At 40.5% G+C, this 26,293-nt stretch carries 27 protein-coding genes and 1 riboswitch; of the genes, 10 read left to right on the top strand and 17 right to left on the bottom strand.

Annotation, left to right across the window (positions count from 1 at the left end; translation table 11 throughout):
- Positions 1 to 122: 122 nt before the first annotated feature.
- The 3 genes from ABWV72_RS04435 to ABWV72_RS04445 form a co-directional block, all read right to left on the bottom strand.
- Positions 123 to 869, bottom strand: a complete 747-nt coding sequence (locus ABWV72_RS04435) for a hypothetical protein (RefSeq protein WP_216047455.1) — start codon at positions 867 to 869, stop codon at positions 123 to 125.
- 142 nt (positions 870 to 1,011) lie between these two features.
- Positions 1,012 to 2,007, bottom strand: coding sequence for an adenosine deaminase (gene add, locus ABWV72_RS04440; RefSeq protein ID WP_342804471.1), 996 nt, complete (start codon positions 2,005 to 2,007; stop codon positions 1,012 to 1,014).
- A 45-nt stretch (positions 2,008 to 2,052) separates the two neighbouring features.
- Positions 2,053 to 2,691, bottom strand: coding sequence for a response regulator transcription factor (locus ABWV72_RS04445; protein WP_216047457.1), 639 nt, complete (start codon positions 2,689 to 2,691; stop codon positions 2,053 to 2,055).
- Positions 2,692 to 2,888: 197 nt separating this feature from the next.
- On the opposite strand from ABWV72_RS04445, the gene cmoA reads away from it, so the two are divergent.
- Both cmoA and cmoB read left to right on the top strand, forming a co-directional pair.
- Positions 2,889 to 3,617, top strand: coding sequence for a carboxy-S-adenosyl-L-methionine synthase CmoA (gene cmoA / locus ABWV72_RS04450; RefSeq protein ID WP_353368967.1), 729 nt, complete (start codon positions 2,889 to 2,891; stop codon positions 3,615 to 3,617).
- A gap of 2 nt (positions 3,618 to 3,619) precedes the next feature.
- The gene (gene cmoB / locus ABWV72_RS04455) at positions 3,620 to 4,591 is read left to right on the top strand and encodes a tRNA 5-methoxyuridine(34)/uridine 5-oxyacetic acid(34) synthase CmoB (protein ID WP_216047459.1); all 972 of its coding nucleotides are present in this window, start codon (positions 3,620 to 3,622) and stop codon (positions 4,589 to 4,591) included.
- A gap of 123 nt (positions 4,592 to 4,714) precedes the next feature.
- Here cmoB and ABWV72_RS04460 read toward each other — a convergent pair whose 3' ends face one another.
- From ABWV72_RS04460 to moaA, 11 genes are all read right to left on the bottom strand, one after another.
- On the bottom strand, positions 4,715 to 5,113 hold the full coding sequence (locus tag ABWV72_RS04460; protein ID WP_342804473.1) for a YkgJ family cysteine cluster protein: 399 nt from the start codon (positions 5,111 to 5,113) through the stop codon (positions 4,715 to 4,717).
- Between the two features lie 75 nt (positions 5,114 to 5,188).
- Positions 5,189 to 5,539 (bottom strand): RidA family protein, encoded by a 351-nt coding sequence (locus tag ABWV72_RS04465; protein WP_216047461.1) that lies wholly within the window; start codon positions 5,537 to 5,539, stop codon positions 5,189 to 5,191.
- Between the two features lie 95 nt (positions 5,540 to 5,634).
- A complete protein-coding gene (locus tag ABWV72_RS04470; protein WP_216047462.1) occupies positions 5,635 to 6,111 on the bottom strand; it encodes a Rid family detoxifying hydrolase in 477 nt (158 codons plus the stop codon).
- A gap of 21 nt (positions 6,112 to 6,132) precedes the next feature.
- A complete protein-coding gene (locus tag ABWV72_RS04475; RefSeq protein WP_353368971.1) occupies positions 6,133 to 7,206 on the bottom strand; it encodes a dienelactone hydrolase family protein in 1,074 nt (357 codons plus the stop codon).
- A gap of 10 nt (positions 7,207 to 7,216) precedes the next feature.
- Positions 7,217 to 9,472, bottom strand: a complete 2,256-nt coding sequence (locus ABWV72_RS04480; protein ID WP_216047464.1) for a TonB-dependent receptor — start codon at positions 9,470 to 9,472, stop codon at positions 7,217 to 7,219.
- A gap of 269 nt (positions 9,473 to 9,741) precedes the next feature.
- Complete coding sequence (gene moaE, locus ABWV72_RS04485) at positions 9,742 to 10,215, bottom strand: molybdopterin synthase catalytic subunit MoaE (RefSeq protein ID WP_353368973.1); 474 nt, start codon at positions 10,213 to 10,215, stop codon at positions 9,742 to 9,744.
- Positions 10,216 to 10,217: 2 nt separating this feature from the next.
- Positions 10,218 to 10,463, bottom strand: a complete 246-nt coding sequence (moaD, locus tag ABWV72_RS04490) for a molybdopterin converting factor subunit 1 (protein WP_216047529.1) — start codon at positions 10,461 to 10,463, stop codon at positions 10,218 to 10,220.
- 7 nt (positions 10,464 to 10,470) lie between these two features.
- The gene (moaC, locus tag ABWV72_RS04495) at positions 10,471 to 10,986 is read right to left on the bottom strand and encodes a cyclic pyranopterin monophosphate synthase MoaC (RefSeq protein WP_353368976.1); all 516 of its coding nucleotides are present in this window, start codon (positions 10,984 to 10,986) and stop codon (positions 10,471 to 10,473) included.
- A gap of 1 nt (position 10,987) precedes the next feature.
- Positions 10,988 to 11,527: a molybdenum cofactor biosynthesis protein B gene (gene moaB / locus ABWV72_RS04500; RefSeq protein WP_216047467.1), complete on the bottom strand. Its 540-nt coding sequence runs from the start codon at positions 11,525 to 11,527 to the stop codon at positions 10,988 to 10,990.
- A gap of 31 nt (positions 11,528 to 11,558) precedes the next feature.
- Positions 11,559 to 12,155 carry a molybdenum cofactor guanylyltransferase gene (gene mobA, locus ABWV72_RS04505; protein ID WP_353368978.1) on the bottom strand — a complete coding sequence of 199 codons (597 nt, stop codon included), beginning with the start codon at positions 12,153 to 12,155 and terminating at the stop codon, positions 11,559 to 11,561.
- 2 nt (positions 12,156 to 12,157) lie between these two features.
- The gene (gene moaA / locus ABWV72_RS04510) at positions 12,158 to 13,126 is read right to left on the bottom strand and encodes a GTP 3',8-cyclase MoaA (protein WP_353368980.1); all 969 of its coding nucleotides are present in this window, start codon (positions 13,124 to 13,126) and stop codon (positions 12,158 to 12,160) included.
- A riboswitch (molybdenum cofactor riboswitch) is annotated at positions 13,117 to 13,288 on the bottom strand. (Overlaps the previous gene by 10 nt.)
- Positions 13,289 to 13,538: 250 nt before the next feature.
- Between moaA and ABWV72_RS04515 the strand changes: the two genes are divergently transcribed.
- The 8 genes from ABWV72_RS04515 to ABWV72_RS04550 all read left to right on the top strand — a co-directional run bounded on the left by ABWV72_RS04515 (position 13,539) and on the right by ABWV72_RS04550 (position 22,730).
- Positions 13,539 to 14,453: a kinase gene (locus ABWV72_RS04515; protein WP_342804477.1), complete on the top strand. Its 915-nt coding sequence runs from the start codon at positions 13,539 to 13,541 to the stop codon at positions 14,451 to 14,453.
- Positions 14,450 to 15,292 (top strand): HAD-IIB family hydrolase, encoded by an 843-nt coding sequence (locus tag ABWV72_RS04520; protein ID WP_216047471.1) that lies wholly within the window; start codon positions 14,450 to 14,452, stop codon positions 15,290 to 15,292. The genes ABWV72_RS04515 and ABWV72_RS04520 overlap by 4 nt, the downstream gene beginning before the upstream one ends.
- Positions 15,285 to 16,508, top strand: a complete 1,224-nt coding sequence (locus tag ABWV72_RS04525; protein ID WP_342804478.1) for a glycosyltransferase family protein — start codon at positions 15,285 to 15,287, stop codon at positions 16,506 to 16,508. Before ABWV72_RS04520 ends, ABWV72_RS04525 begins: the two co-directional genes overlap by 8 nt.
- Before the next feature lie 18 nt (positions 16,509 to 16,526).
- Positions 16,527 to 18,287, top strand: a complete 1,761-nt coding sequence (locus ABWV72_RS04530; RefSeq protein ID WP_353368983.1) for a sugar phosphorylase — start codon at positions 16,527 to 16,529, stop codon at positions 18,285 to 18,287.
- A gap of 334 nt (positions 18,288 to 18,621) precedes the next feature.
- Complete coding sequence (locus ABWV72_RS04535) at positions 18,622 to 18,831, top strand: EF-hand domain-containing protein (protein ID WP_216047474.1); 210 nt, start codon at positions 18,622 to 18,624, stop codon at positions 18,829 to 18,831.
- 295 nt (positions 18,832 to 19,126) lie between these two features.
- Positions 19,127 to 19,984 carry a TraB/GumN family protein gene (locus ABWV72_RS04540; RefSeq protein WP_353368985.1) on the top strand — a complete coding sequence of 286 codons (858 nt, stop codon included), beginning with the start codon at positions 19,127 to 19,129 and terminating at the stop codon, positions 19,982 to 19,984.
- Positions 19,985 to 20,139: 155 nt separating this feature from the next.
- On the top strand, positions 20,140 to 21,366 hold the full coding sequence (gene moeA, locus ABWV72_RS04545) for a molybdopterin molybdotransferase MoeA (protein WP_353368987.1): 1,227 nt from the start codon (positions 20,140 to 20,142) through the stop codon (positions 21,364 to 21,366).
- Positions 21,363 to 22,730, top strand: coding sequence for an MATE family efflux transporter (locus ABWV72_RS04550; protein ID WP_216047477.1), 1,368 nt, complete (start codon positions 21,363 to 21,365; stop codon positions 22,728 to 22,730). The genes moeA and ABWV72_RS04550 overlap by 4 nt, the downstream gene beginning before the upstream one ends.
- Before the next feature lie 120 nt (positions 22,731 to 22,850).
- Here ABWV72_RS04550 and ABWV72_RS04555 read toward each other — a convergent pair whose 3' ends face one another.
- Genes ABWV72_RS04555 through edd form a run of 3 tightly spaced genes read right to left on the bottom strand, consistent with a single transcriptional unit; the run spans position 22,851 to position 26,288 of the window.
- Positions 22,851 to 23,504 (bottom strand): bifunctional 4-hydroxy-2-oxoglutarate aldolase/2-dehydro-3-deoxy-phosphogluconate aldolase, encoded by a 654-nt coding sequence (locus ABWV72_RS04555; RefSeq protein ID WP_342804482.1) that lies wholly within the window; start codon positions 23,502 to 23,504, stop codon positions 22,851 to 22,853.
- 5 nt (positions 23,505 to 23,509) lie between these two features.
- Positions 23,510 to 24,463 carry a glucokinase gene (locus ABWV72_RS04560; RefSeq protein WP_216047479.1) on the bottom strand — a complete coding sequence of 318 codons (954 nt, stop codon included), beginning with the start codon at positions 24,461 to 24,463 and terminating at the stop codon, positions 23,510 to 23,512.
- Positions 24,453 to 26,288, bottom strand: a complete 1,836-nt coding sequence (gene edd / locus ABWV72_RS04565; protein WP_342804483.1) for a phosphogluconate dehydratase — start codon at positions 26,286 to 26,288, stop codon at positions 24,453 to 24,455. Before edd ends, ABWV72_RS04560 begins: the two co-directional genes overlap by 11 nt.
- Positions 26,289 to 26,293: the final 5 nt, after the last annotated feature.

Below are 26,293 nucleotides of genomic sequence, written 5' to 3' on the forward strand. Positions count from 1 at the left end.
TGCCTAGAACTAAAAATCCTACTTACTAAGTGGGATTTTTTTTGTCAGCTTAAAACCTACAAACCTGCGTTCATCCTCGCGCTAACAAATTAACCAGATTAAAACTCCCCCATTGCTAATGGTTAATAGCGGAGGCCGAATTCTAGCGTGCAACCAGCAGGAACAACTTTAGACTCAATAGCCGTTAAACGGATAAAATCAATTTTACTGATCTGATCCTGCTCTGAGATTTTAGAAATCTGAAAATACCCTGAACTATAAGGTTCCTTATCAGGACGAAGTTCTAAATATGGATATTGCCGATAAAGCCAATCGCCCTGTAAATATTTGTTAAGCTGTGTAGCGGGATTATCGATAATAAAACGGTATTTGCCATTGGGCTTCAATTCTAAATCAGCCTTCAATTGGCAATCTTCGTTTACTTCAAGCTGATAAGTTTGTGCAAGATCTTGCTTAAATACACCGCTATGAAGATTTGTTTCAGCTGGAAATACAAATAAAGCTAGCGAGTTTTTCGTGTACCAATGGTTCCCTTTCGTCAAACCTTGCACATTATCGACAGCTATATCTAATTGTTCAAATATGTTTTGTGCAACCGTTAATGTTTCAGCATCCTCTAATAATAATGAATACAAGATGGTATTTTGGGTAATCGAGGTGGGAAAATCGAAATCATTAAACTCAACTAAAAAATTGCGTGCCGTTAACGCTTCATTGAGTTCATTAGTTTGTTGTTTATCGAGGTATTTGCCGTAAATATAAACCTTTGGTTGCGACGCGCACCCGCTGATTAACCCAATAAAAACGAGGATGTTTAACAATAGAATTGATTTCATAGAAGGCTTGGACCTGTCATATTTTACATGCAAATTTTCATGGGCAACCTATCATTAGTTGCCATAAAACTAGGATTGTTTTAGCAGATGCCAAACCTTAGGGATTTTACTACTGTTGAATTGTGTTATTCGCAACCTTGGGTTTAAGCTAACGCTAAGCGGAATGCTCTGCCCCTTATACGCCTTTATTTAACAATGCTTTTTTCTCATCGTCACTTAAAAAAGCAGCTTTAACCCCATTCAGTTGGATGGTTTTTAATTGCTGCTCTGATATCCCTAAAACTTCATGCGCAATCTGGTATTCATGGGCAATATCAATATTTGAAACGGCAGGATCATCAGTGTTTAAAGTGACTAAAACATTGTGCTTTAAAAATGTCGCCATCGGATGTTTTTTTAAATTTTTTACAGTAGCGGTTTGATAGTTCGATGTTGGGCAAGACTCAATCGCAATTTTATTATCTGCCATATACGCCAACAGCTTTTCATCTTGCACAGCAGTAACACCATGACCAATCCGAGAAGCGCCTAGCTTGTATATCGCATTCCAAATACTTTGTGGACCATCTGCTTCTCCGGCGTGGACGGTAATGTGCCAGTCTGCATCTCTGGCCTTTACAAAATGATCCATAAATAATTCAGCAGGATAACCCAATTCATCGCCAGCTAAATCTAGTGCAACTAGGTCGTCTTGGTAAGCCAATAAAGCATCAAGTTCTTGCATACAAGTTTGTGCACCAAAGGTGCGACTCAATATGCCAATTAAATTGGCTTTCACAGCAAAGTCTTTTTCGCCGGCTCTGACCCCATCAATAACAGCGGCAATCAGCTCAACCATATTCAAATCGTGAGATTTAGCCATGTAGTAAGGAGAAAAGCGCAATTCAACGTAATCTAAGCGACTATTCTTAGCATCTCGCATATTCTCATATGCCACTTTATAACAAGCATCATAGTCAGCCAAAACTGACACACCCACATCAAGTTTTGCCAGAAAAGCCAACAGATCACTGGTTTTATCATTAATCTGGGTTAACTGTTCCACTTCTTGCAACGTGTTAGCAGGTAATTGAATATGATGTTTTTGGGCAAGTTCCCATATTGTATGGGGTTGAATATTACCATCTAAATGCCGATGCAAATCAACTAATGGCAAAGCATAATCTATCATCAAAAAGACCTTGAAAAATTAGTTAAATTTGAGTTTTCGGAATATCTAAATATTAGACTGCAACTTTTCAACTAACAATACAGCTTGCGTTCTGGTGTTAACTTTCAACTTCTTAAATATGGCACTAGTGTGCGCTTTAACAGTTGCTTCAGTCACATCCATATCATAAGCGATTTGTTTGTTAAGCAAGCCTTCTTGCAAATAATTCAGCACCTGAAACTGCTTTGGGGTTAACTCGGCAACCATCAATGCGATCTCTTGCTGCTCACCAGATATGCTATCGATACTACTTTTCAAATCTTCAGGTACCCAAGTACCACCTTCAAGAACGGTATCTATTGCCTCTGCAATGGATGCAACAGCAGCTGATTTTGAAACAAAGCCCTTTGCGCCGTAACCAAGGGCCTGAGAGATTATCTTGGGATGATCGCTAGCAGAAATAACAATCACAGGGATGTCAGGGAAATCTCCACAAACACGAATAACCCCATAAAATTTTTCACAGCCTGGCATGCTTAAATCAAGCAGTATGATATCAATATCCGAACAAGCTTGGATTGACTCTAACGTTGTTTCAAGCCCATCTGATTCAACGAATTGCACTTCCTCATATAAAGGAGTCAAAGCACCTTTTAATGCTTCTCTGAATAACGGATGGTCATCCGCTATTAGAAATTTTGGCATGAAACTTCCCTTGTATTTTTAATTATTAATATATCGTCAAAATTACGCTTAGACTTTAGTCTATATTTTGATAAGTTTAAACTAAGTTTTTACAGTTGTATTCAAATATTCAAAGTTTTAGCTCGATTTGCTTACACCGATCGCCACAGGTAGAATTGCCGAAAATTTTCTTTAATCGTGTTTGTGAGTTAAAAACGATGAGCCAAAAAGACGCGATATACTCGCAACCAAAATCAAAAGTAAACGATTTCTGTTTTGATGAAGCAGTTGCGCAAGTATTTCCAGATATGATCCAACGTTCGGTACCGGGTTACAGCACCATTATCGATAATATAGGTTTAATTGCCAATCGCTTTGCTCAGCAAGACAGTAATCTATACGACTTAGGCTGTTCGTTAGGTGCTGCGAGTTTAGCCATGCGTCGCAGTGTTAAACAATCGGACTGTAAAATCATAGCCGTTGATAACTCTCAGGCAATGGTAGATAAATGCCTACTGCACCTTAACGCATTTAAATCTGACATATCTGTAAATGTATACTGTGATGATATTCTTGATTTTGAGATTAGCAACGCCTCGGTAGTTGTGCTGAATTTCACTATGCAGTTTATCCCTCCGAATCAACGAGATTTTCTTATCCAAAAAATCTACTCTGGGATGAAACCTGGCGGGGTTCTTGTGCTGTCTGAAAAAATTAGTCATGAAAACAGCTTAGCCAATGAACTAGTGATTGATTTACATCACGAATTTAAACGAAATAACGGATACAGCGAATTGGAAATAAGTCAAAAACGCTCTGCAATTGAAAACGTCATGCTAATTGATTCCATACCTACCCATCAAAATAGGTTGGCCAATGCGGGCTTTAAGAATTTTGTGATGTGGTTTTGTTGCTTCAATTTCACTTCAATGTTGGTGGTTAAATAAGTATGGCTCATGACTGGTTTAAACAATTTTATGCGCTTATTGCACAGACTCAATTAAGTGATTGGCTAGAAGTATTGCCCGCGCAAATTTCGGCTTGGGAAAAGCAGCAGTTACATGGTGATTATGCCAAATGGCAAAAATTGCTAAGCAAACTTCCGCAAACTAATGTGTCACAGACCGATTTGAAAGAAGCGGTTAGAATGGGTACTGCAGACGATATTGATGAATACACCAAACGCCAAATAACCGGTTTGTTAAAACAGTTTAAACCTTGGCGCAAAGGTCCATTTTATATTCATGATATTTTTATTGATACAGAATGGCGTTCAGACTGGAAGTGGGACCGTGTGCTGCCCCATATTGCCCCCCTCGCAGGCAGGACAGTATTAGATATTGGTTGCGGCAGTGGATACCATATGTGGCGGATGCTTGGGGAAGATGCAAACTTTGTTGTAGGCATAGACCCAACGCAATTGTTTTTAATGCAATTTCAGGTCATTAAACATTTTAATCCTAACCCTAACATTCATTTGTTACCCATTGGCGTAGAACAACTCCCTGATTTAAAAGCCTTCGATACGGTTTTCTCTATGGGTGTTTTATATCATAGACGTAGCCCCATTGATTTTTTACAACAACTGAAACAGCAACTGCGACCTGGTGGACAATTGGTCCTAGAAACGCTGGTAGTTGAGGGGGATGAGCACAGCGTATTAATGGCCGGTGAACGTTATGCGCAAATGCGTAATGTGTGGTTTTTGCCCAGTACAAAGGCGCTAACTGTGTGGTTGCAACGAGTTGGCTTTAAACATGTAAAAGTGGTTGATGTAGGACCTACAAGTTTAGATGAACAACGCAAAACAGAGTGGATGGACAGTCAATCATTAGCTGATTTTCTCGACCCCAACGATCATACAAAAACGATTGAGGGCTACCCTGCACCCATTCGAGCAGTGCTCACGGCAACGGTTTAAGCATGTAATTAGGGATAACTGCAGATACAAACGCTAGGCTTAACGCCACTGCAACACATGTTCTGCGCAAACATAGCGAGTGAATTCATTAAGCGCAATCACCTATTTGTGATTGCCAGCTTATTAACCGTTTGCAGGGCGACTATCTTGCATCAGAACATCAAGTTTCTTTTGCGCCTGCTTTTGATTTGTTAAATCTTTAACTTCAATCATTTCACATTCATCCCTTATCATTTCTGAAATAAGACTGGGATAATGGCGACAATCTTCTGGTCTATTTTGGTAAATGCTACAGCTATACTTTTTGCTGGAAAGCGGGTTTTGTTGAGGCTCGATTTCCAAGAATGGGCAGGTTTTCAATCTGTTTCCCGACTCAGGATCGAACCATATTTGATTATTCTTAACGTATTCAAATATCTCGGGGTTAAATATTTCCCACAAATCAATTTCTTCTTTACTCGCGCTAAGATCGCCACCGCCGTATTTAATACAGCACTTTCCGCATTGATTACAATCTTTCATTATTTACTAATTTATAATCGATATAGCGCGCTAGTCTAACAAAAATATAGATTACGCGCGGCGTAAAACTTGTGCTTAACTTTTTTCTGCTGCAACCACTGATATTTCGACTAACAGCGCTTCTCTTGCCATTTTTGCTGCAACACAGGCACGAGCCGGTGCGTGGCCTTCTGGAACCCATGCATCCCATACGGCATTCATCGCAGAAAAGTAACTCATATCTTTGACATAAATGGTTGCTGACAATATGTGATTTTTATCGCTTCCTGCTTTATGTAAAAGCTCGTCGACTTTTTCCAACATAGTAGTTGTTTGTTCAGTAATATCTTTTTCAGCGTCTTTGCAGACTTGCCCACATAAGTAAATGGTGCCGTTATGTTTAACAATGCGGCTCATCCGCGGGGTGCTTTCGATTCTTTCTATCATAGTGTATGTTTGTTTGGCAGGTTTGAATGCGGGCGAGAATAACACAACGACTGGCTAAACTTAAATGTCAAATAACCAGCCGCCGGTTCCGATTTTTATGCGTCTGCGGCCAAAGCCATACATTCAATTTCAACCCTACCGCCTAAACCTAGACCGCTACCAGCAACGGCACTGCGAGCAGGTAGAGACTCTTTGAAATACTCAATATAGACTTTGTTGACATCCCCCCATTCGTTAATATCAGCTAAGAACAAGGTGCATTTGATCACTTTGTCCATGCCTGAACCAAATCTCTCTAAGGTTGCCTTAATATTTTGCAGAGCTTGATGTGTTTCGGCTACCACGCCCCCTTCCACTAGTTTAAGTTGGCCGGGGATCACACCTAACTCGCCTGATAAATATAAGATCCCATTCGCTTCTACTGCTTGGGAAAAGGGCAAATTTAACTGTTTAAATTGCTCAGAACTAAGACGTTTTATGCTGTTGCTAGATTGTGGATTGGCGTGACTGCTAATTGGAAACAACAATAGCAAACTACATAAAACAAAGATTACAGTCGAAAACGATTTCATAGCAACTCCATTGTGCTGAGATTAATTTAATAAATAGGCTGAGGTATATTGGGAAAGTAGCAAATTAGATAATCCATGGGTTTGTTTATCTTGTCCCATGATATATCCCTCAGACATACAAGACTGTTTCATTTGTCCTAATAAGCCGAGTCGGAAAAGATACTTTTCTTGGCGACTTAGTTCATCAGGCACAGTAATTGTTTTACCTTCTATTTGCCAATCACCGTTTTCCAACAAAACTTGATTACAGGGTGCTGGATTTAAGGTGGCGATGAATTGTCTTGGTGTAGCCATTTCCCAGCCATGTCCAGCACTTGGAAAGATAGTACTGCCAATTGCGGAACCTGCGTCTCTTAAACGATTCTCAAGACGTGCACAGGCCTCCAAGTCATTTGATTTGTCTTCTGCCCCACGTAAGCTAAATAATGGCGCCCCCGTAGTTTTAGCGGTTTGTAAATCAAAATGACATGGGCCGTAATAATCTAGATGTAAGGCGAAAGGCAAAACCTTCGCGGCCATATTTTGATGAATTCGACTGTCCAAAGCGGCACGGGTCGCCATTCCGCCATAGGAAAAGCCCATTAAGCCAATTTTTTCGGGATTAATTGCCGGATGTTGGTTTAGAAATTTTAGCGCACCGTAAGCGTCTGCAGTTTCATCTGCATCGCTGACAATGGCCACTCGCAGCCCATAGGGCGTTTCGTCAGTTACGCCCCGAGCTCCATAGGAATTAACCACTAAACCAGCAATACCGTGATCAGCCATCCATTGACCATAGGCAATTTCACGGCTAGGCAGAATTCCCCCACTGCCGTGAATAATTACCATTGCAGGAACTGGATTGCTGGCACTTGCCCCTTCGGGCAAGAACAATTGCGCTTTTACGGTAGTTTCAGCGAGATTTTGTTCCGCTAAGACAAGCCATTTGTAATCTCCAGGGGTAACTGAAGAAAAGTAAACATCGCCATTGGTCTGCGCCGTTACTTCACTTACTGGCGGATAATCTGGAAAATCAGGCAACGCTGGTGGCTGCCTCTTTTCCTGAGATAAACTAGCAAATGTGACAAATGCTAAACACAACAAAAATACTCGCATTGTTTTCTCCTTAGAAGCTATAAACCACTTCTACACCGTAAGTGCGAGGCTCTTGATAATTTGAAGTAACCGTACCGAAAAAGTCTTTACGATTATCAGTCGGATCACGAACGTCAGCTAAGTTACGGCCCCAAAGGTACGCTTCCCAACCATTGTTAGTGCCGAGTAGACCTATGCGCGCGTTAACTAGAGTGATGCTGTTCACATGGCCAAAATCGACAACAGTGCCATCGGCCAACGTTGCAGTTTTGACATTATCAACTGTGGTAAAAAATCCACTACTGTGAGTAACATCAAAGCGCAACGTTAAATCAGCGTTAAGTGAACTAATTTCAGTTATATACTGAGCACCAATCGAAAAATTACTGTCTGGTGCATTGATTAGATCTTTTCCTTCGGCATTACCGCCACCAGTTAGGCCACCGGGAAAGCTATCAAATTCAGTGTCCAGTAATCCCATACTTGCTTGAATTTCTAGGTTGCTAATAGGTCTATAAGTCATTTCAAGCTCTATACCTTGGGTATTCGCCTTGGCAGCATTACGGATTGAAATTGAGGAAGCACCATTACCCAAGTCTATAAATTGATTAACTTGATAGTTTTTAAATTCAGAACTAAATGCTGCGAAGTTTAAAATTAAGCTGTTACGGTAAAAGTTACCTTTTAAACCCAACTCTGCACTACCAACGGTTTCTTTATCAAATTGAATACCCGCTGCGAGGTCGGCATTGGTGATGAAGTCGAGATTATAACCACCGCTTTTAAAGCCAGTTGAATATTTAGCATAACCGTTTAGGTTTTTATTAAAAGCATGGTTAAAGCTCAGTGCATAAGATACATAGTTGTCGCTACGTGAGTCGACCAGTTGACCGTCAGTACTACCAATACCAAAAATCCCTGAAGCAGAACCGTCTAGCAACCAATCAAGATCTTTTGTCTCATCCGTATAGCGCAATCCCAAAGCTAGCGAGCTGTCTTCGCTCAGGTCATAACCACCGTTAAAATAAGCGGCATAACTGTCGGTTGTCACAAAGCCAGTATTGGTTACTACTGAACCTGGTACGTTCCCAAACAAGAATGAATGGACACCATTGATTGCATCTCGTCGAGTATCTGCGTCTTGACGGTATAAATACAATCCAGCGACGTAATCAAGGCCGGAATCATTTTGTGGAGAGATGAATTGAAATTCTTGAGACCACTGCTCATATTGATCAGAATATTCAATCACCAATAAATCAGCCGCTGCATAATCCGAATCATTACGATAAAAAATATCGGTATCACGATATGCTGTAATTGATTTTATGTCGTAGCCATTGTCCATAGAATAAGACAAGTCTAATGATCCGCCGACTATATCGCGCTTCTCAAAGGTATCTATAGTGGTGGCGACTTCATCTTTCTCAGGAGCAGCCAAATCCAGCATAGTGCTTAGGGTATCGGAAATCGCTTCCCCTAAAAATGATAGGCGTTCGGTGTTCAGTCCATCTACGCTAAAGTTAAGCTCTAACTTGTCAGATAGTTGTGAGCGAAACTGACCGCGATAAGCTAAGGCATCACGCTCGTTTAAATCGTTGCCTGTCGTAAGGTTTTTGATATACCCATCACGATCCAACTTAGTAACCGAAAATTTAGCCGCACTGGTATCCGAAATGGGTACGTTAATCTGGCCCTGAATTTCCCGAGCGCCCATGTTACCTATAGAAGCACTCAATTTTCCTTCGAGCTCGTCAGACGGCTTTTTGGATATTAAATTAATTGCACCAGCTACCGTGTTTTTACCAAACAGGGTACCTTGTGGTCCGCGTAATACTTCTACTCGTTCTAAATCAAGTAACTCTTGGTTTAGAGCTGGAGACTGACCAAGATATACGCCGTCCAAATAAACCCCTACTCGCGTGTCAAAACCGATATTTCGGCTGTTCGCCCCTACCCCACGAATCGTAATGGCCGAGGTAAAGTCAGTGGTGCGAGTAATGGATAAATTAGGAATGAAATCAGCAAGTTCAGTTAATTGGGTAATCCCAGTTTGCTCAATACTGGACGCACTGAAAGACGAAATTGCGATGGGGACTTCAGATAATTGTTGGGTTCTTTTTTGGGCGGTAACAACAACGACTTCATATTCTTCTTCATTGTCAGTATCCGCTTGCGGTGTTTGTTGAGCGATACTGTTGGAAGACAAAGCTAATGCGATACTGGTAATCAGGCCTTTTTGACAAATGGAAAATTTGCTGGGTAAATCAGTAACTAGACTTTTCATTAGAGGTTCCTTTTACTCTTTTTTATAAAACAAATCATTTAATTAGATTAACTATTTTGTTCAGTTGTACCATGTTGATAGTATTTTCTTAACTTGGCAAGCTAAGTTGTTAATGAAATTAGAAAATTTGTTAATTTACACATGATTTGTTGCGGATAAAACGCGCCTATAAACGGCAATATAAATAGCCAATGAGGCTACAATTAAGGCCAAATTAGCGGTTATTTAGGTCTAGGAAGAGTTTATGGGATAGTGAAAGTCGAAGCCTATCACTTGCTCCATTTTTTTACAGCAAGATCATCAGATTGTCTTTTTTCAATCCAATACTCAGCATCGTCCCTAAGTTCCTTTTTCCAAAAGGGCGCTTGGGTTTTTAAAAAATCCATTAAAAACTGGCAAGCCTCAAACGCCTCTTTTCTATGTTTAGCACTCACTCCGACAAACACAATCTGTTGATTGACATCTAACTGCCCAATTCGATGAATGATAGTGATTGCGCCTAATGACCACTTTTGGGTCGCTTGTAGAACCAAATCTTCGAGTACTTTCTCCGTCATTCCAGGATAATGTTCGAGGAATAATCCCTTGACATTTGCACCTAAATTCATATCCCGAACTAAACCAGTGAAGGTAACAATGGCACCATATTGAGTACCATGATTTTTTAGTCGTTGATATTCTTCAGCATGCTCAAAATCTTGCAGCTGTACGAGAATGTTAATTAACTGGCTTGCTTTAAACATTATTAGCCTCCAGTGACCGGAGGGAAAAACGCCACTTCGTCATCTGCTTGTAAAACAGTATCAAAGTCACTTATGGTCTGGTTAACCGCAACCAAAATATTACCGCTTGATAGATACTGTTGCCAAAGTTCGCCCTTAGAAGCCAAAACATCACGCAAAGCATGCACAGTATCGGGGGTTTCGCTTAACAATAATTCTGCAACACCCAGTTGTTCTCTCAGTTGACCAAAAAACAGTATTTTCATCAAACCCTCTTTAACACGATTGAGATTCGCTGCGGTGCCAATTGCCTGTCTTTCCACCACTTTTTTGCTCAACTTTAATATCGCCAATTAACATATGCGGATCAACCGCTTTGCACATATCAAAAAGCGTCAATGCAGCGACAGAAACAGCCGTCAGCGCTTCCATTTCAACGCCAGTTTGCCCCGCCAGTTTGCAGGTAGCCAAAATATTTACGCGATTTGTTGTTGTATCAACATTAAAATCCACTTGTACTTTAGATAGCATTAATGGGTGGCACAGCGGAATTAGATCAGCGCATTTTTTCGCGGCTTGTATACCTGCAATGCGAGCCACCGCAAAAACATCACCTTTTGCGTGTTGTCCATTTGCGATCATAGTTAATGTATCAGCCTGCATTTGCACAAATCCAGACGCACTGGCTGTTCTTTGTGTGACGGCTTTGTCGGTTACATCCACCATATTTGCCCGACCTTTGTGATCGATATGGCTTAGGCTTTTTCCACTTTCTGTTGACTGATTACTCACCTTATCCCCTACTTTCGCATTGCTCAATATTGAGGTTTTTTAGGTGAACCACAAAATTACAAGGTTTATGACGACTATCTAATTGTTCCAGTAATATATCTTGCCAGCCGGTTTTACATGCACCAGTTGAACCAGGTAAACAAAATATAGCTGTGCCGTTTGCCATTCCTGCCAGCGCTCTGGATTGCACAGTAGAAGTACCAATTTGTTGATAAGAAATATGTCGAAATAGCTCGCCGAACCCTTCGATTTGCTTATCAAATAGTACTTCTAATGCTTCTGGAGTCATATCCCTTGGTGTAAAGCCTGTGCCGCCAGTGGTGATCACTACCTGAACATTTTCCGCTAAGATCCAATTAGAAACGATACTACGCAGTTGATATTTATCATCTTTACAAATTCGCTTCTCCACCACTTGATGCCCAGCATTGCTTGCCGCCTCAACTAGGTAACGTCCCGATGTGTCAGTTTCCTCATCTCGGGTATCCGACACAGTTAACACTGCGATATTCAGTGCTATAAACTTACTGGTAGCAGGCATTTGTCCTCCATAAAACTGTTCTAAACCCCATCTAGCATGGAAACATTTGTTTCACTTTTTGCATTTGTTCGGGCGTATTTACATTATAAAAAGCATGTTGTGAAATTTGGTCTTCAGACAATTCAATTTCAGTTGCGGCGAGTTTTTTCAGCAACGAAAATATAGATCGATCATTGGATTGAATTTGCCCATTGAGTGTTTGCTTAAAATTATCATCTAAGATGATAAAAAACGGCATAGGATGAGATTGGAAATAACAAGCTGAATGCTGTTCTCGCCCCTGTAAAGCAAGTTGCTTTAGACTATCTGCTGGGAATACCGGCATATCAATGGGAACAACTAATAAGCTGTCGACATTGGCTAATCGATGTTCAGGAAGACTTAATACCGCATCCAGTGCAGCTAAAGGCCCCTTATCAATCAATCTGTCGGTAAGCGCACCTTTTAAGGTGTTAGAACTAATCACCTGATTTTTGATCCCGATGGATTCAAAACGATTGATGGCAAGTTGTAAAAAAGACACGCCAGCCAGATTCAATGTGGACTTATCAACCCCCATTCGACTAGACCGCCCTCCGGCTAAAATCAGTCCCAAGGTTTTGCTTAAGCAGTCTGGTTCAGCCAACATCTTTAACCGCCTAACATTGCCAAGTGTTTAGTGGCACCCGTGAAACCTTGATCTAACCAATGCGTTGCATCTTTATCACCTAACAATTTTTGCAATTGTCGCTGTAATTGCTGTGTATCTTGTTGTTGTAAATATTCTCGAATATCCAAACCTTTATCAGCAAAAAGACATAGGTGTAACTTACCAGTTGCACTTATTCTAAGTCGATTACAGGTCGCGCAAAAGTCTTTACTGTAAGGCATGATAAGGCCAATTTTACCCTGATAATCAGGGTGCCAAAATTCTTGAGCGGGCCCGGCGGTGTTATTTTGGATCACTGGGCTCCAACCGTTTTCAGTTAGATACTGCTGAATTGGCTCACCAGACAAATGATTAAATTTGAAAAAATCTTTGTTTTCACCCGTCTCCATCAATTCAATAAGTCTAAAGGTAATAGGTGTATGTTTTAACCAGTTTAAAAATACACTGAGTTCGTTACCGTTATATTGGCGCATTAGCACGCCATTTACTTTGACTTTTAAGCCACGTTCAATACCACGACTGATACCTGCCAAAATCGTTTCGAGTTTATCGTGTCCGGTGATACTTTCGAACATGCGAGGATCAAGGCTATCTATGCTGACATTCAGCGAATTCAGACCCGCATCTACCCAAGAGTCGATTTGCTGTTCTAAACGATAACCATTGGTGGTAATTGCAACCTGTTCAATACCAGGTGTTGAGGCGGCAATTTGTATAATCTCAGGGAGATCTTTGCGTAATGAGGGCTCACCTCCGGTTATCCTAATTTTCTTAGTTCCTAGCTCTGCAAAACCAGCACATATTTGGCGAATTTCAGACAAACTTAAAAAATTACGATCGGAGTCGCATTGGTAACCATCAGGAAGGCAATAGTCGCAACTGAAGTTACAAACATCTGTGACGGACAGCCGCAAGTAATGGAAGCGACGTCCATATTTATCTTTTAACACGTTAAACACCTTTCCAAAGTCACGAACAACCAAATTGTTGAACATGTAGCGGGAGGCAAACTAGTTTCCCAATTTACCCTGGCAACCCATTATAGTTGCGGCCAAAACTACCTATATTGTATTTCAATACTTAGTAATAGAGGCTCGGAGTTTCATTTTTACTATCACTTACTATATTAAGATCTTACTGAGCGTTAGTATAGCATTGTTGATAATGGCATTTAACCTCACTATTGAGGTGCAACGCAAATTGTTTATTGTTGATGAAGATAATCGAGCTTATTTGAAATCAATGAATCTTATTTTGCACAATTGTATAAATAAAATTAGCACCATATTGGCACGTTTGTTGTAAGTTCTATTTGATGATAATGAAAATTCCAATTAATTATTTACTCTATAAAGGCTAATTTTGAAGGTAACCCCAGAATCTAAAAGGCTACTTGAAGCCTTTATCGAAAAACACCAACTCGATGCGAACTTTGGCGACGTTGCGCTAACATGGTTCATCCCTTTAGCTGAAAAACTAAAAATGCACCATGACGGTGCAGAAGGGCCGATTTTTGTTGGTATTAATGGTTGCCAAGGTTCTGGTAAATCCACCCTAACAGAACTGGTACTCACCTATTTAGTAGAAATAAAACAACTGCGCGTGATAAACCTTTCACTCGATGACTTTTATTTTTCAAAAGATTATCGACAACAGTTAGCGCAAAATATACATCCTTTATTAGCGACCCGTGGCGTACCAGGGACCCACGATACAGCGTTATTAAAACAAGTATTGCTCAGTTTAAAGGAACGCAAAACTGGGTTTGCCATTCCACGGTTTAATAAAGCAACAGACGACCCTTTCCCAACGGAAGATTGGCCTATCATCGAAGAGCCTGTGGATATTATATTGATGGAAGGTTGGTGCTGGGGAGTCACTGCGCAAACCAACGAGCAGCTGTCAGTTCCGGTAAACACCTTAGAGTCTGAAGAAGACAGCAATAGCGTTTGGCGCACTTTTGTTAATCAACAACTGCAAACTGAATATCAAAACTTATATCAATTAATGGATTTTTGGGTAATGTTAAAAGCACCTTCTTTTGAATGTGTATTTGATTGGCGCTTGCAGCAAGAACAAAAACTTATCCAAAAATTGGCAACTGCTTCGAATTCTGAAGCTAACAGTGGGATTATGTCAGCAAACGAAATTAAACGATTTATTCAGCACTATCAAAGACTAACGGATCAGAGTTTGGCTACTCTTAGTGAAACCTGTGATGTCGTATTTGAATTAGATAAACATCGAAAAATTATCAACGTAAAGGGGATAAAATGAGCGACCAGTTTGTCATTTTTACCGATATGGATGGCACATTACTGGATCATCATTCTTACAGCCACGAAGCCGCAAAAAAGATGCTCGCTTTTTTGAAAAAAAATAATATTCCAGTTATTCCGAATACCAGTAAAACCTATGATGAAATGCAGGAATTGACCGAGCAATTAGACTTACAAGGTCCGTTCATTGTGGAAAATGGCGCGGCAATCCATATCCCACATGGTTTCTTCAAGAAAAAACCCGCACATACCCAATGGGTTGGTAAAAATTGGGTTCGCAATTTCACCTCCAAGAAAAGTTATTGGTTAAGTTTACTAAAGAAAATTGAAAGTGATTTTGCCGGTCAATTTACCCACTTTTCAAAAATGACACTTTCCGAGATATGTGATGCTACTGGATTAGAACCGGAACAAGCAAAACGGGCTGCAAATAGGTTATACGGTGAACCAGTATTATGGCTTGGAAGCGAACAACAAAAGAAAGAATTTATCAAGTGCGTCACACAATTGGGGGCTAAAACCCTGATAGGCGGACGCTTTATTCATATTTCAGGAGAAACAGATAAAGGTGCAGCGTTAAATTGGTTTGTCGGTGAATTACAACGCCAATATCCAGAGATAAACTGGGTTTCAATTGCATTAGGAGACGGTCAAAATGATGCTGCTATGCTTGATGCTGCAGACATTGCAGTGCGCATCAAGTCTCCCGTTAACGACTACCCGCAATTACAACGTACAGAAAATGTGTTTGATAGCCAACTCGAAGGACCTGAGGGTTGGACTGAATGTCTTCAAAAAATATTAAATTTAACGTTAAAGGAGCCAGAAAATGGCTGATTTTTACCAAAACGGAATAACCACAACATTACACCAACTTTCAAAACGTCCCATTGATGAAATGGAATCTGAATTGTTGGCCTTTTCTAAAAAACGTCCTTTAGGGCTGCTATTGCCAAGTTTGTTTTCTGAACTTGAGGGCGAAGCAATGCCTGAAATCATCAATCATATTTGCAAAGTTCCTTATTTAAATGAAATTGTAATTGGTTTGGACAGAGCTTCAAAAGAACAATATCAGCACGCTATTAAGTTTTTTGACAAACTTCCGCAACACCATCGTATTTTGTGGAATGATGGCCCGCGTTTAAAAGCCATTGATAAAGAATTAGCCGACATGGGCTTAGCGCCAAAAGAAATGGGTAAAGGCCGCAATGTTTGGTATTGCATGGGCTATATTCTTGCCACAGGACGGGCAGAATCCATCGCGCTGCACGATTGTGACATTTTAACCTATGATCGAAGCTTACTTGCCAAATTGATTTATCCGGTTGCTCATCCACAGTTCAATTATGAATTTTGTAAAGGTTATTATGCCCGTGTAGCAGATGGGAAAATTAACGGTCGTGTTTCCCGCTTATTAGTGACTCCGTTGTTACGAGCGTTAAAACGCACCGTAGGTAATAACGAATACTTAGAATTCATGGACAGTTTTAGATATCCATTGGCGGGCGAATTTTCATTCAGACGTGATGTGTTAAATGATATTCGTATTCCTAGCGATTGGGGATTAGAAATAGGCGTGTTGTCCGAAATGCACCGAAACTACTCCCATAATCGTTTGTGTCAGGTAGACATTGCTGAAACTTATGACCACAAACACCAAGATCTATCCTTACATAACGATCAAGGTGGCTTGTCTAAAATGTCCATAGACATTACCAAAGCACTATTTCGTAAGTTGGCAACGCAAGGGTTTACATTCACCAATGAGTCCTTCCGTACACTCAAAGCGACCTATTTTCGTATTGCTTTAGATTTTGTTGAAACATACCACAACGATGCGGTAATGAATGGTTTAGAACTAGACATCCATAGAGAAGAAAAAGCGGTAGAAATGTTTGCTGAAAACATTATGAAAGCAGGTCAAAGTTTCCTTGAAAACCCAATGGAAACCCCCTTCATACCGAGTTGGAACCGAGTTATTAGTGCTGTTCCAGATATACTTGAGCGCATCAAAGATGCAGTTGAAATGGACTACGAAGAGTTTCGATATTAACAGTAAGGGGATACATAAATGTCTGAAGCTTATACCTGGCTGTGTGAAAAAGTACAACATCACTTAGATGTCATTTATCAAGGGGTTGATATTCCTCAAAGTAGTGAGGAAATCGCAAAGTCTCTTATCACTACAATGAGATTAGATGAGGTAAGCGATAGACAGGTTCCAGTGCCTCATCAAAATCATTGGAACGAACAGGACATTATATTAATTACCTATGGGGATAGCATAGAGTCAGAAACGCAGAATCCATTGGTAACGTTACACCAGTTTTTGAACAAATATGTGAAAGATACAATTAATGCGGTGCATATATTGCCATTTTTTCCTTATAGTTCAGATGATGGCTTCGCGGTGATTGACTACTCGAGTGTGAATGAATCTCTGGGTAATTGGTTAGACGTTAAGTCAATTTCCAGCAATTATCGCTTAATGTCCGACTTGGTCATTAATCACTGCTCTTCGCGCAGCGTATGGTTTGATAATTTTATTAAATGTGAAGGCACTGGCAGTGATTTTTTCTTCACTGTTGATGACGATTACGATATCTCTAACGTGGTAAGACCGCGCACATCGGAATTGTTACGGGAAACCAAAACCGAGAACGGAATTAAAAAAGTGTGGTGCACTTTTAGTCATGATCAGGTGGACTTTGACTTTCAAAATCCTAAGGTTTTGGAGGCCTTTGTTTCAATAATCCGTCAATACTTGGATCATGGTGTCAGAATTTTCAGGTTAGATGCGGTTGCTTTTCTTTGGAAGAAATCAGGCACTACCTGCATCAATTTGGAAAAAACCCATGAAGTTATTCGCTTACTTCGAACATTAATCGAATATGCGCAAAACGACAGTATTATTATTACCGAAACTAACATTCCTAATCGTGAAAACCTCACATATTTTGGTAATGCTAACGAAGCCCATGCGGTGTACAACTTTTCATTGCCACCGCTGTTGGTCAACACATTGGTTACCGGAGACTGTACTTATTTAAAGAACTGGCAAATGAGCATGCCCCCTGCACAAAACGGGACGACCTATTTTAACTTTATTGCCTCCCATGACGGCATAGGTCTGCGCCCAGCAGAGGGTTTACTCGATGAAAAAGAAATCAATACCTTGGTTAACACTATGCAGAGTTTTGGCGGGATGGTGTCTTGGCGTACCCTACCCGGTGGCAAGCAAAAACCCTACGAAATTAATATCGCTTTATTCGATGCGTTAAAAGGAACCACTAAAGGACCTGATAATTTAGGTATGGAAAGATTCATTTGTGCTCACGAAATTATGTTTGCACTTGAAGGCATACCTGGGTTGTATGTGCATAGTTTACTGGCCACCGGGAATGATTATGAAAGGGTCACTAATACCAGCCAGAATCGCTCCATTAACCGTAGGCGCTGGGATATGTCGGAACTTGAAGATCAACTGAGTAATAAAGACAGCCAGCATGCCATAGCACTTCAACGGATGAATCATTTACTGTCAATTCGAATTAATCAAAAGGCATTTCATCCCAACGCCACACAATTTACCTTGCAGTTAGGGACTAAATTATTTGGCTTTTGGCGACAAAGTATCGATAGAAGACAAAGCATATTCTGTATAAGCAATATCACAGATACACAGCAAACTGTTGTTATGTCGGATATTAACTTAATTGGAACAGACTGTTGGTGGGATCTCATCACTGGAAATGAAATCATTTTAGATCATTCTGATTTTATTTTATCACCGTATCAAACGGTTTGGATAAGTAACACTCGCAGTATGTAAAGTCTATGTTATAAGTCATGGGGATAGTTTGCTGTCACTTTTTTGCACCACCCTATCTCCATGATTTATTTGATAAATATTTTACCCCTTCGATTAGTGTGACCGAACATACACACATTAACATGTTATTTACATGCTTTTCTCACAGCATTTCAACCCTCCCCACAAAAATTAATCATAACCATATGATATTAAAAGACATCTCCATTCTGGCACGGTAAGTGTAATACCCCACTTATACAACAAACGTTATTGTTGTTTTGTTAAGAGGCAATTTGAGTAGTGCCTGTATTAATCCGAAACACGAAAATCTAAATCAAGTGGAGATATGAAGATGAAAAAAGCTATCCTTATCAGCGCGTTCGTTTTAGCCAGTAGTTCTGTTTATGCACAAGAAGACAAAATATCAATTTTAGATACAGATGCAGATGGTCGTATAAGTGTAGAAGAAGCGGCAAGCGATCCAGCGTTGTCAGCCGTTTTTGCAGAATTAGATATGAACAAAGATGGTTACCTAACCCCTAGTGAGTTAGCCGAACACTAAGGTTTCGAATAGTCGTTCAACATTCAAACAACACCTACATTGAGTGGGTGTTGTTTTTTGTTTTTCCCGCTAACGCAATTGCCTATATTATTTCCCCACCCATAACCTAATTAGGCATATTTTTAATAATTAAAATATGTTATCAATAGGTTCAGACATCATATAAAAGTATTATCGACGTTTAATTGAACGAAATGGTCAAGTAAACAACATCAATTGTTCTGTCACGATTAACCTAAAGTACTCCCTCTTTTATTTGGATAATTAGTAAGCAATACGTCAAGGAATTTACAGCATGTACAAAATTTTATTCATTTCATTATTTATGGTTTTGCAATCTTTTTATGCGCAAGCCGCACCCGTATGGAAAATAAGTAAAGGAGATGACTTTGTAATTATCGGTGGCACAATCCATGTATTAAGTGCAACAGATTATCCTTTGCCTGAAGAGTTTGAAAAAGCTTATCAAGCTTCAGATACGCTAGTATTTGAATCCGATATCGTCAGAATGAATAGTCCCGAATTCCAACAGCAATCATTACAGTATATTTTATTGCAAGATGGTAAGACCATTAAAGACTTTTTGTCAGAGCAAACCTACCAAGATCTTGAAACTCATTTACAACAACGTAATCTCTCTTTGCAACAATTTTCTATGCTAAAACCAAGCTTTTTATCCGTCACTTTGTCGATGATTGAACTGCAAATGATGGGGGTAAGCAGTGCTGGCGTAGATGTATATTACTCTACCAAGGGTATGGGCGATCAAAAACAAGCAAAATGGTTTGAAGAACCTGAAGAACAAATGGCTATGCTGGCAGACATGGGTAAAGGGGAAGAAGACGCCATGATTGCCTATAGCCTTAAAGATGTAGCAAAAATAAAAGAAATGATGCCAAAACTGATTAATGCCTGGCGTGCCGGTGATTTAGACAAATTAGCAGAAATAGGTATTGATGAAATGCAGCGTGATTATCCAGAAATATATGATCAATTATTAGTTCAGCGTAATAAAAACTGGCTACCTAAGATTGAACAACTTTTTGACAACCAACAAAACGAATTAATTTTAGTTGGGGCATTACATTTAGCGGGTGAGCAAAGCGTACTTAAATTAATGCAAGAAAAAGGCTACAGCATCGAAAAATACTAATTTCGTTTCTAGGTAGTTAGTATAATCACAATGCGCTAACTACCTCTTTTCTATATACAATCATAGTCAAAGTTTTGATTATTTTGATTTGGTAACCCATTAAAATCACGTTATATTAGCGCCCTCCTTTACTTCCAGCTTTAGTGTTAATTTGAATGAAAAATAGTGACTCCACCATGCCGAACTTAATGCCAATTGAAAATGCACTAGATAAAATGTTGCAGCAATGCGATACCTTAGTAGAGCAGGAAACTATTTCAATCATAGGTGCATTGAACCGAATCACCGCAGAGGCTGTTTTTGCAAAACTGCAAGTGCCGCCAAAAAATAACTCAGCAATGGATGGGTTTGCGTTTCAGGTTGACCACGATTTACCCCAAGGCACCACATTAACCATTCAAGGACAAGCTTTAGCTGGGCAGCCCTTTGATGATGAGGTAAAAGCGGGACACTGCATCAGAATAACCACAGGCGCAATCCTGCCCGCCGGTACTAATACCGTCATGATGCAAGAAAACGTAGCGATACACGAAAATAACATCGTTTTGAATCAAGCTACAAAGGCAGGTAACAGTGTTCGCCTTGCCGGTGAAGACATCCAATTAGGACAGCAAGTTATCGCAGCGGGAGAAAAACTCACGCCTGCACATATGGCATTATTAGCCTCGATTGGAGAACCTTCAGTAACTGTATTGCGCAAACCTAGAGTGGCAATTATCGCAACGGGGGATGAATTAGTGGTGCCTGGCGATAAGTTGAAAAATGGTCAAATATACGAAAGTAATAGATTCGCATTACAGGGTTTATTGCAGCAAATGAATGTAGATATCATTCATTATGGCATCATAGAAGATGATCCCGATAAAATTGCAGACGTTTTATTAGATGCCAGTCGTAAGGCGGATCTAATTTTATCCTGTGGCGGGGTTTCCGTAGGCGATGCTGATTATGTTAAGCAAGTATTAGAAAAAGTAGGACGCATCGATTTTTGGAAAGTCGCGATTAAACCAGGAAAACCTTTTGCGTTTGGTATGGTTAATGATGCCATATTTTGTGGTTTACCTGGAAATCCCGTTTCCTCTTATGTCACCTTTGAAAAACTAGTAACGCCCCTATTACATAAACTTATGGGACGCAAAAGCGTTAACCAGTTTACGATTAACGCTACCTGCGCTGCTCCTATTTTTAAGCGAGCTGGGCGTGCTGATTTTCAAAGAGGCATAGCATACCAAGACGAACACGGAGAATATTGGGTAAAACCTAATGGTAGTCAAGGCTCTGGCATCATGTCATCCATAGCATCCGCAAATTGTTATATTCTCCTGGAAAAAGAACAGACTAACTTGCCGACAGGCGCAAAAATTAAGATTGAATTATTTTGACTAATTTAAAAACCGAATTAAAGCAGCTAGTAAACCTTGCTTGGCCGCTGCTTATTGCTCAAATTACCCAAACCTTAATGGGTGTGTCCGATACCATCATGGCAGGCCGCTATTCAGCAACCGATATGGCAGCAGTGGCAATTGGGTTCAGCATTACCATTCCCATCTTGTGCTTTGTACAAGGTCTAGCGATGGCCATTCCGCCAATCGTCTCGAAACTGCACGGAGCTGGCGAATCGGAAAAAGCAGCGCAAAAGGTTCACCAAGCGTTTTATTTGATTATTCCAGTATCGATCTGTATCGCTCTCTCAGTATTTTTTATTGAATACTGGTTTTCGTTGATGGACATCGAAGACAAATTACGCGATATCACTACTGATTACATGAAGTACATTGTTGTATCAGCCCCAGCGTTTGCTGGATATCAAATTTTGCGTAATTATTGCGAAGGTTTGTCATTTACTAAACCGACTATGTTAATCATGGGATTAGGGTTAATCATCAATATTCCAGCAAACTATATATTGATATACGGTAAATTTGGTTTGCCGGCTATGGGTGGTGTTGGATGTGGTTTGGCAACAAGCTTAGTATTTTTTGCGATGTTTATTGGTACCGCACTCTATATCCATTTGTCTAAGCGTATTAACAGCAATTTATTTCAGAACTGGTCAAAACCCGATATTAGACAAATTTACATTACTTTAAAGTTGGGACTTCCGATTGCGTTGACCTTACTTTTTGAAGTGACCTTATTTGGTGTGGTTGCACTGCTATTGTCACCACTTGGACCATTAACCGTTGCATCGCACCAGATCGCCCTCAACTTTTCAGCGACCATGTTTATGTTTCCACTGAGTTTAGGGATGGCAACAACTATACGTGTAGGTCATTTTTGGGGTAAACAAGATCAGGTTGGCGCAGCATTGGCAACCAAAACGGCAATCCTTTTAGGCCTTTTTATTGCGTGTTTTACAGCAATCATAACCATAGTCGCTAAACAACAAATTTCCATGCTTTACACTGAAAATCGGCAAGTGATTGAGCTGGCCATGAGCCTAATGACCCTAGCTGCAATGTTTCAGCTTTCCGATTCTGTTCAAGCAATATCCGCAGGTGCATTACGGGGATACAAAGATACAACTGCGATGTTCATTATTTGCTTTTTTGCATATTGGGGCGTGGGTTTGCCAACCGGAATAATTCTAGCGCTAACCGATTTTATTGTACCTGCTTTAGGTGCATCTGGATTCTGGATCGGTTTTATTTGCGGGTTAACAAGTGCCGCTATTATGTTGGGGTTCAGATTGAGTGTTATTCAAAAACGATTGAGATTACACCCTGAAATATTTGACAATGCTTAAGGTTTTTTAGACTAAACCGGTGACAATAGAGCTTTCAAAAAAAGGTTTAAACACATCTGTCTCACCAACAAAAAAAGCTTGTAATAAATACAAGCTTTTTTATTTCAGCGGCTAAAAAAACTACTTAGAAAGTGTTTTAGCACCTTCAACCGCCGCTTTAGCAAGCTCAGTGATACGATCCCAATCACCCGCTTCAACCGCATCGTCTGGCACCAACCAAGAACCGCCTGCACACTGAACGTTTGGCAAAGCCAAGTAATCTAAATAATTATTCGGACCGATTCCACCTGTTGGACAAAACGTGATATCAGGGAAAGGACCGCCAATAGATTTCAGCGCTTTTATACCACCTGAAGCTTCTGCAGGGAAAAACTTAAAGTGTGTGTAACCGATATCCAATCCAGTCATCAGCTCAGATATTGAAGCTATACCTGGGATTAGAGATATTGAACAACGTTTGCCTGCTTCCAATAAGCTGGTAGTCATCCCTGGGCTAATTGCAAAAATAGCGCCTGCTTCTTCAACTTGCTTTAACTGCGCTTCGTTAGTCACTGTACCAGCACCAATAATAGCTTCAGGAACTTCAGTGGCGATTTTTTTGATCACATCAAGAGCGATTTCAGTGCGTAATGTCACTTCAAGTACTTTAATGCCGCCTTTTATTAAAGCTTTTGCAACAGGTACTGCATGTTCAATATTTTTGATAACTAATACAGGTACGACTGGCCCCTGACTAAAAACTTCTTGCGAACTCATTTTCCAATTAAATGACATATTGCTTACTCCTTATGATTCTGTTGTAAATAGGCAGCTGCGCCCAGTAAACCATGATCAGGTTCTGTAATGATGTAGGTTGGGATGTTAGAGACATAATGTCTAAATCGTCCCTTGTCTTCAAAACGAGCACGAAACTTACTACTTTTAATAAAGTCAACAAAACGTGAAGCAATACCACCACCGATATATACGCCGCCATAGGTTGCTAAATTAAGCGCTAAGTTACCTGCAAAACTACCCATAATTTTGCAAAACTGCTGCAATGTTTCTACGCAGATTTCACATTCTTCAGATAGCGCTTTTTCAGTAATTTGGGCTGGATCAGCAAAAATAGCTGCTTGCTGATGTTTCTCTGCCAACCCTTCATAGATATGTACGATGCCACGGCCTGATAAAACCTCTTCAGCAGACACATGCCCTAATTTCTTTTTAAGGTAGCGCCAAATAGCGAATTCATTCTCGTCATTTGCGGCAAAATCAACATGTCCGCCTTCGCCATCTAGTGCTTTCCAACCTTTATCCGTAAAAGTGAGGTGTTCTACACCTAAACCCGTACCTGGTCCAAAAACAGCAATATTGGCATTCAATTTTGGCGCACCAGCGCCAATTTGAACTTTTTGATCATCCTTTAACACTGGCAATGAATGCGCCACAGAAGTGAAGTCATTAATAACCCCCAGCCAATCCAAAGATAAACCTTTGGTTAGCTGGTCAATGGAAAACTCCCATGTGTGATTGGTCATTTTTACCCAATCACCGATTACCGGGCACGCTATTGCGATACACCCAAAACTAAACTTAACCTCTGGAAATTCGCTAAAGTAATGTTTAATCGCATCTTCAATCGTAGGAAAATCAACACATAAATATTTTTTGATATTGATTAAGTTATGTCCTTCAACTTGGCAAATACGAATATTTGTCCCACCGACATCGGCTACGAATTTAGAGGTCATGTTGATTACCTGATCCAGCAAATAGAGAACATGCGCCCTGCTCTGCACCCGTTAGAGAGTTGCGCATAGAAGCAAACATTTCACGGCCCATACCAATTTGGTGTTTGTCAGTTTGTGCCACTTTAGTTTTTCGTTTCGCCAATTCTTCAGTGCTAACCAATAAACACATCTCACCGGTCTCAGTGTTGAGCTCGATTAAATCGCCACTTTCGACTTTGGCTAACAAACCACCGTGATAGGCTTCAGGGGTCACATGGATAGCAGCTGGTACTTTTCCAGATGCACCAGACATACGACCATCGGTGACTAAAGCAACTTTAAAGCCTTTGTCCTGCAACACACCAAGAGGCGGCGTTAAACTATGCAGTTCAGGCATACCAATCGCTGCCGGACCTTGGAAACGAACGACAACAATACAATCTTTATCTAAATCACCGGCCTTGAAGGCATCGGCCAATTCGAACTGGTCTTCAAATACCACTGCCGGAGCTTTAATTTTGCAATGAGGTTCACGTAATGCCGAAGTTTTCATCACCGCACGGCCCAAATTGCCATGCAAAACAGATAAACCGCCATCGGGTTTAAATGGTTTGGCAACAGATGAGATCACTTCAGGATCAAATGACTCAGCCGGACCATCTTGCCAAGTCAACTCACCATCTTTCAATGTAGGTTCTTTGGTATATTGTTCTAACCCTTCGCCACAAATGGTTTTCACATCGTTATGCAATAAACCGGCGCTTAGCAATTCTTTAAACAAAACTGCCATACCGCCAGCGGCAGTAAAGTGGTTAATATCAGCAGAACCGTTCGGATAAATCCGTGTTAACAAAGGTACTGCATTGGAAATGTCAGAAAAGTCATCCCAATTTATCTCATATCCCGCAGAGCGTGCGACTGCAACTAAATGCATGGTGTGGTTAGTTGAGCCACCTGTTGCAAGTAATGCGACTAAGCCATTGACTAATGCTTTGGCATCCACAATATGACCAATAGGCGTATAATTATCACCTAAATCGGTCAATCGAGTCACTTGACGGGCAGCGGCTTTAGTTAATTCATCCCGTAAATCCGTACCTGGATTAACAAAAGAAGAGCCTGGCAAATGCAGTCCCATCACCTCAACCACTAATTGGTTACTGTTAGCGGTACCATAAAAGGTACACGTACCCGCTGAGTGATAACTTTTCGATTCTGATTCAAGTAACTCTTTGCGCCCTACTTTACCTTGAGCGAACATTTGGCGTACGCGCGCTTTTTCTTTATTAGGTAAACCAGAAGGCATTGGACCCGCAGGTACAAAAACTGTTGGTAAATGTCCGAAACTCAAAGCGCCCATTAATAATCCTGGGACGATTTTGTCACAAATGCCCAGCATCAATGCGCCATCGAACATATTATGCGACAGCCCGACTGCGGTAGAAAGAGCAATGACATCACGACTCATCAAGCTCAGATCCATGCCAGGATTACCTTGAGTAACCCCATCACACATAGCCGGAACACCACCGGCAAACTGGGCAACACTACCGATATCACGAATAGCATCTTTTAGTATTTGCGGATAAGCTTCATAAGGTTGGTGTGCAGAAAGCATGTCATTGTATGACGATACAATGGCAATATTTGATTTAGTTAAGCTAGTTAAATCAGCTTTATCTTCTGTATTACAGGCAGCAAAACCATGGGCTAAGTTGCCACAAGATAAAACACCACGATGTGGCCCTTGCAAGCGTGCGCTTTCAATTTTGTCTAGATAATTTTGTCTGGATTGTCGACTTCGTTCGATAATCCGCTCGGTTACTTCTTGAATCACAGAATTCATATGTT

It is taken from the genome of Aliiglaciecola sp. NS0011-25, assembly GCF_040370605.1.
GTDB classification, from domain to species: Bacteria; Pseudomonadota; Gammaproteobacteria; order Enterobacterales; family Alteromonadaceae; genus Aliiglaciecola; species Aliiglaciecola lipolytica_A.

Bases quoted from the DNA above. Each gene is read 5' to 3' on its own strand.
- add (WP_342804471.1), bottom strand. From the start codon at position 2,007: ATGATAGATTATGCTTTGCCATTAGTTGATTTGCATCGGCATTTAGAT.
- ABWV72_RS04445 (WP_216047457.1), bottom strand. From the start codon at position 2,691: ATGCCAAAATTTCTAATAGCGGATGACCATCCGTTATTCAGAGAAGCA.
- cmoA (WP_353368967.1), top strand. From the start codon at position 2,889: ATGAGCCAAAAAGACGCGATATACTCGCAACCAAAATCAAAAGTAAAC.
- cmoB (WP_216047459.1), top strand. From the start codon at position 3,620: ATGGCTCATGACTGGTTTAAACAATTTTATGCGCTTATTGCACAGACT.
- ABWV72_RS04460 (WP_342804473.1), bottom strand. From the start codon at position 5,113: ATGAAAGATTGTAATCAATGCGGAAAGTGCTGTATTAAATACGGCGGT.
- ABWV72_RS04465 (WP_216047461.1), bottom strand. From the start codon at position 5,539: ATGATAGAAAGAATCGAAAGCACCCCGCGGATGAGCCGCATTGTTAAA.
- ABWV72_RS04470 (WP_216047462.1), bottom strand. From the start codon at position 6,111: ATGAAATCGTTTTCGACTGTAATCTTTGTTTTATGTAGTTTGCTATTG.
- ABWV72_RS04475 (WP_353368971.1), bottom strand. From the start codon at position 7,206: ATGCGAGTATTTTTGTTGTGTTTAGCATTTGTCACATTTGCTAGTTTA.
- ABWV72_RS04480 (WP_216047464.1), bottom strand. From the start codon at position 9,472: ATGAAAAGTCTAGTTACTGATTTACCCAGCAAATTTTCCATTTGTCAA.
- moaE (WP_353368973.1), bottom strand. From the start codon at position 10,215: ATGTTTAAAGCAAGCCAGTTAATTAACATTCTCGTACAGCTGCAAGAT.
- moaB (WP_216047467.1), bottom strand. From the start codon at position 11,527: ATGCCTGCTACCAGTAAGTTTATAGCACTGAATATCGCAGTGTTAACT.
- mobA (WP_353368978.1), bottom strand. From the start codon at position 12,155: ATGTTGGCTGAACCAGACTGCTTAAGCAAAACCTTGGGACTGATTTTA.
- ABWV72_RS04520 (WP_216047471.1), top strand. From the start codon at position 14,450: ATGAGCGACCAGTTTGTCATTTTTACCGATATGGATGGCACATTACTG.
- ABWV72_RS04525 (WP_342804478.1), top strand. From the start codon at position 15,285: ATGGCTGATTTTTACCAAAACGGAATAACCACAACATTACACCAACTT.
- ABWV72_RS04530 (WP_353368983.1), top strand. From the start codon at position 16,527: ATGTCTGAAGCTTATACCTGGCTGTGTGAAAAAGTACAACATCACTTA.
- ABWV72_RS04535 (WP_216047474.1), top strand. From the start codon at position 18,622: ATGAAAAAAGCTATCCTTATCAGCGCGTTCGTTTTAGCCAGTAGTTCT.
- ABWV72_RS04540 (WP_353368985.1), top strand. From the start codon at position 19,127: ATGTACAAAATTTTATTCATTTCATTATTTATGGTTTTGCAATCTTTT.
- moeA (WP_353368987.1), top strand. From the start codon at position 20,140: ATGAAAAATAGTGACTCCACCATGCCGAACTTAATGCCAATTGAAAAT.
- ABWV72_RS04555 (WP_342804482.1), bottom strand. From the start codon at position 23,504: ATGTCATTTAATTGGAAAATGAGTTCGCAAGAAGTTTTTAGTCAGGGG.
- ABWV72_RS04560 (WP_216047479.1), bottom strand. From the start codon at position 24,463: ATGACCTCTAAATTCGTAGCCGATGTCGGTGGGACAAATATTCGTATT.
- edd (WP_342804483.1), bottom strand. From the start codon at position 26,288: ATGAATTCTGTGATTCAAGAAGTAACCGAGCGGATTATCGAACGAAGT.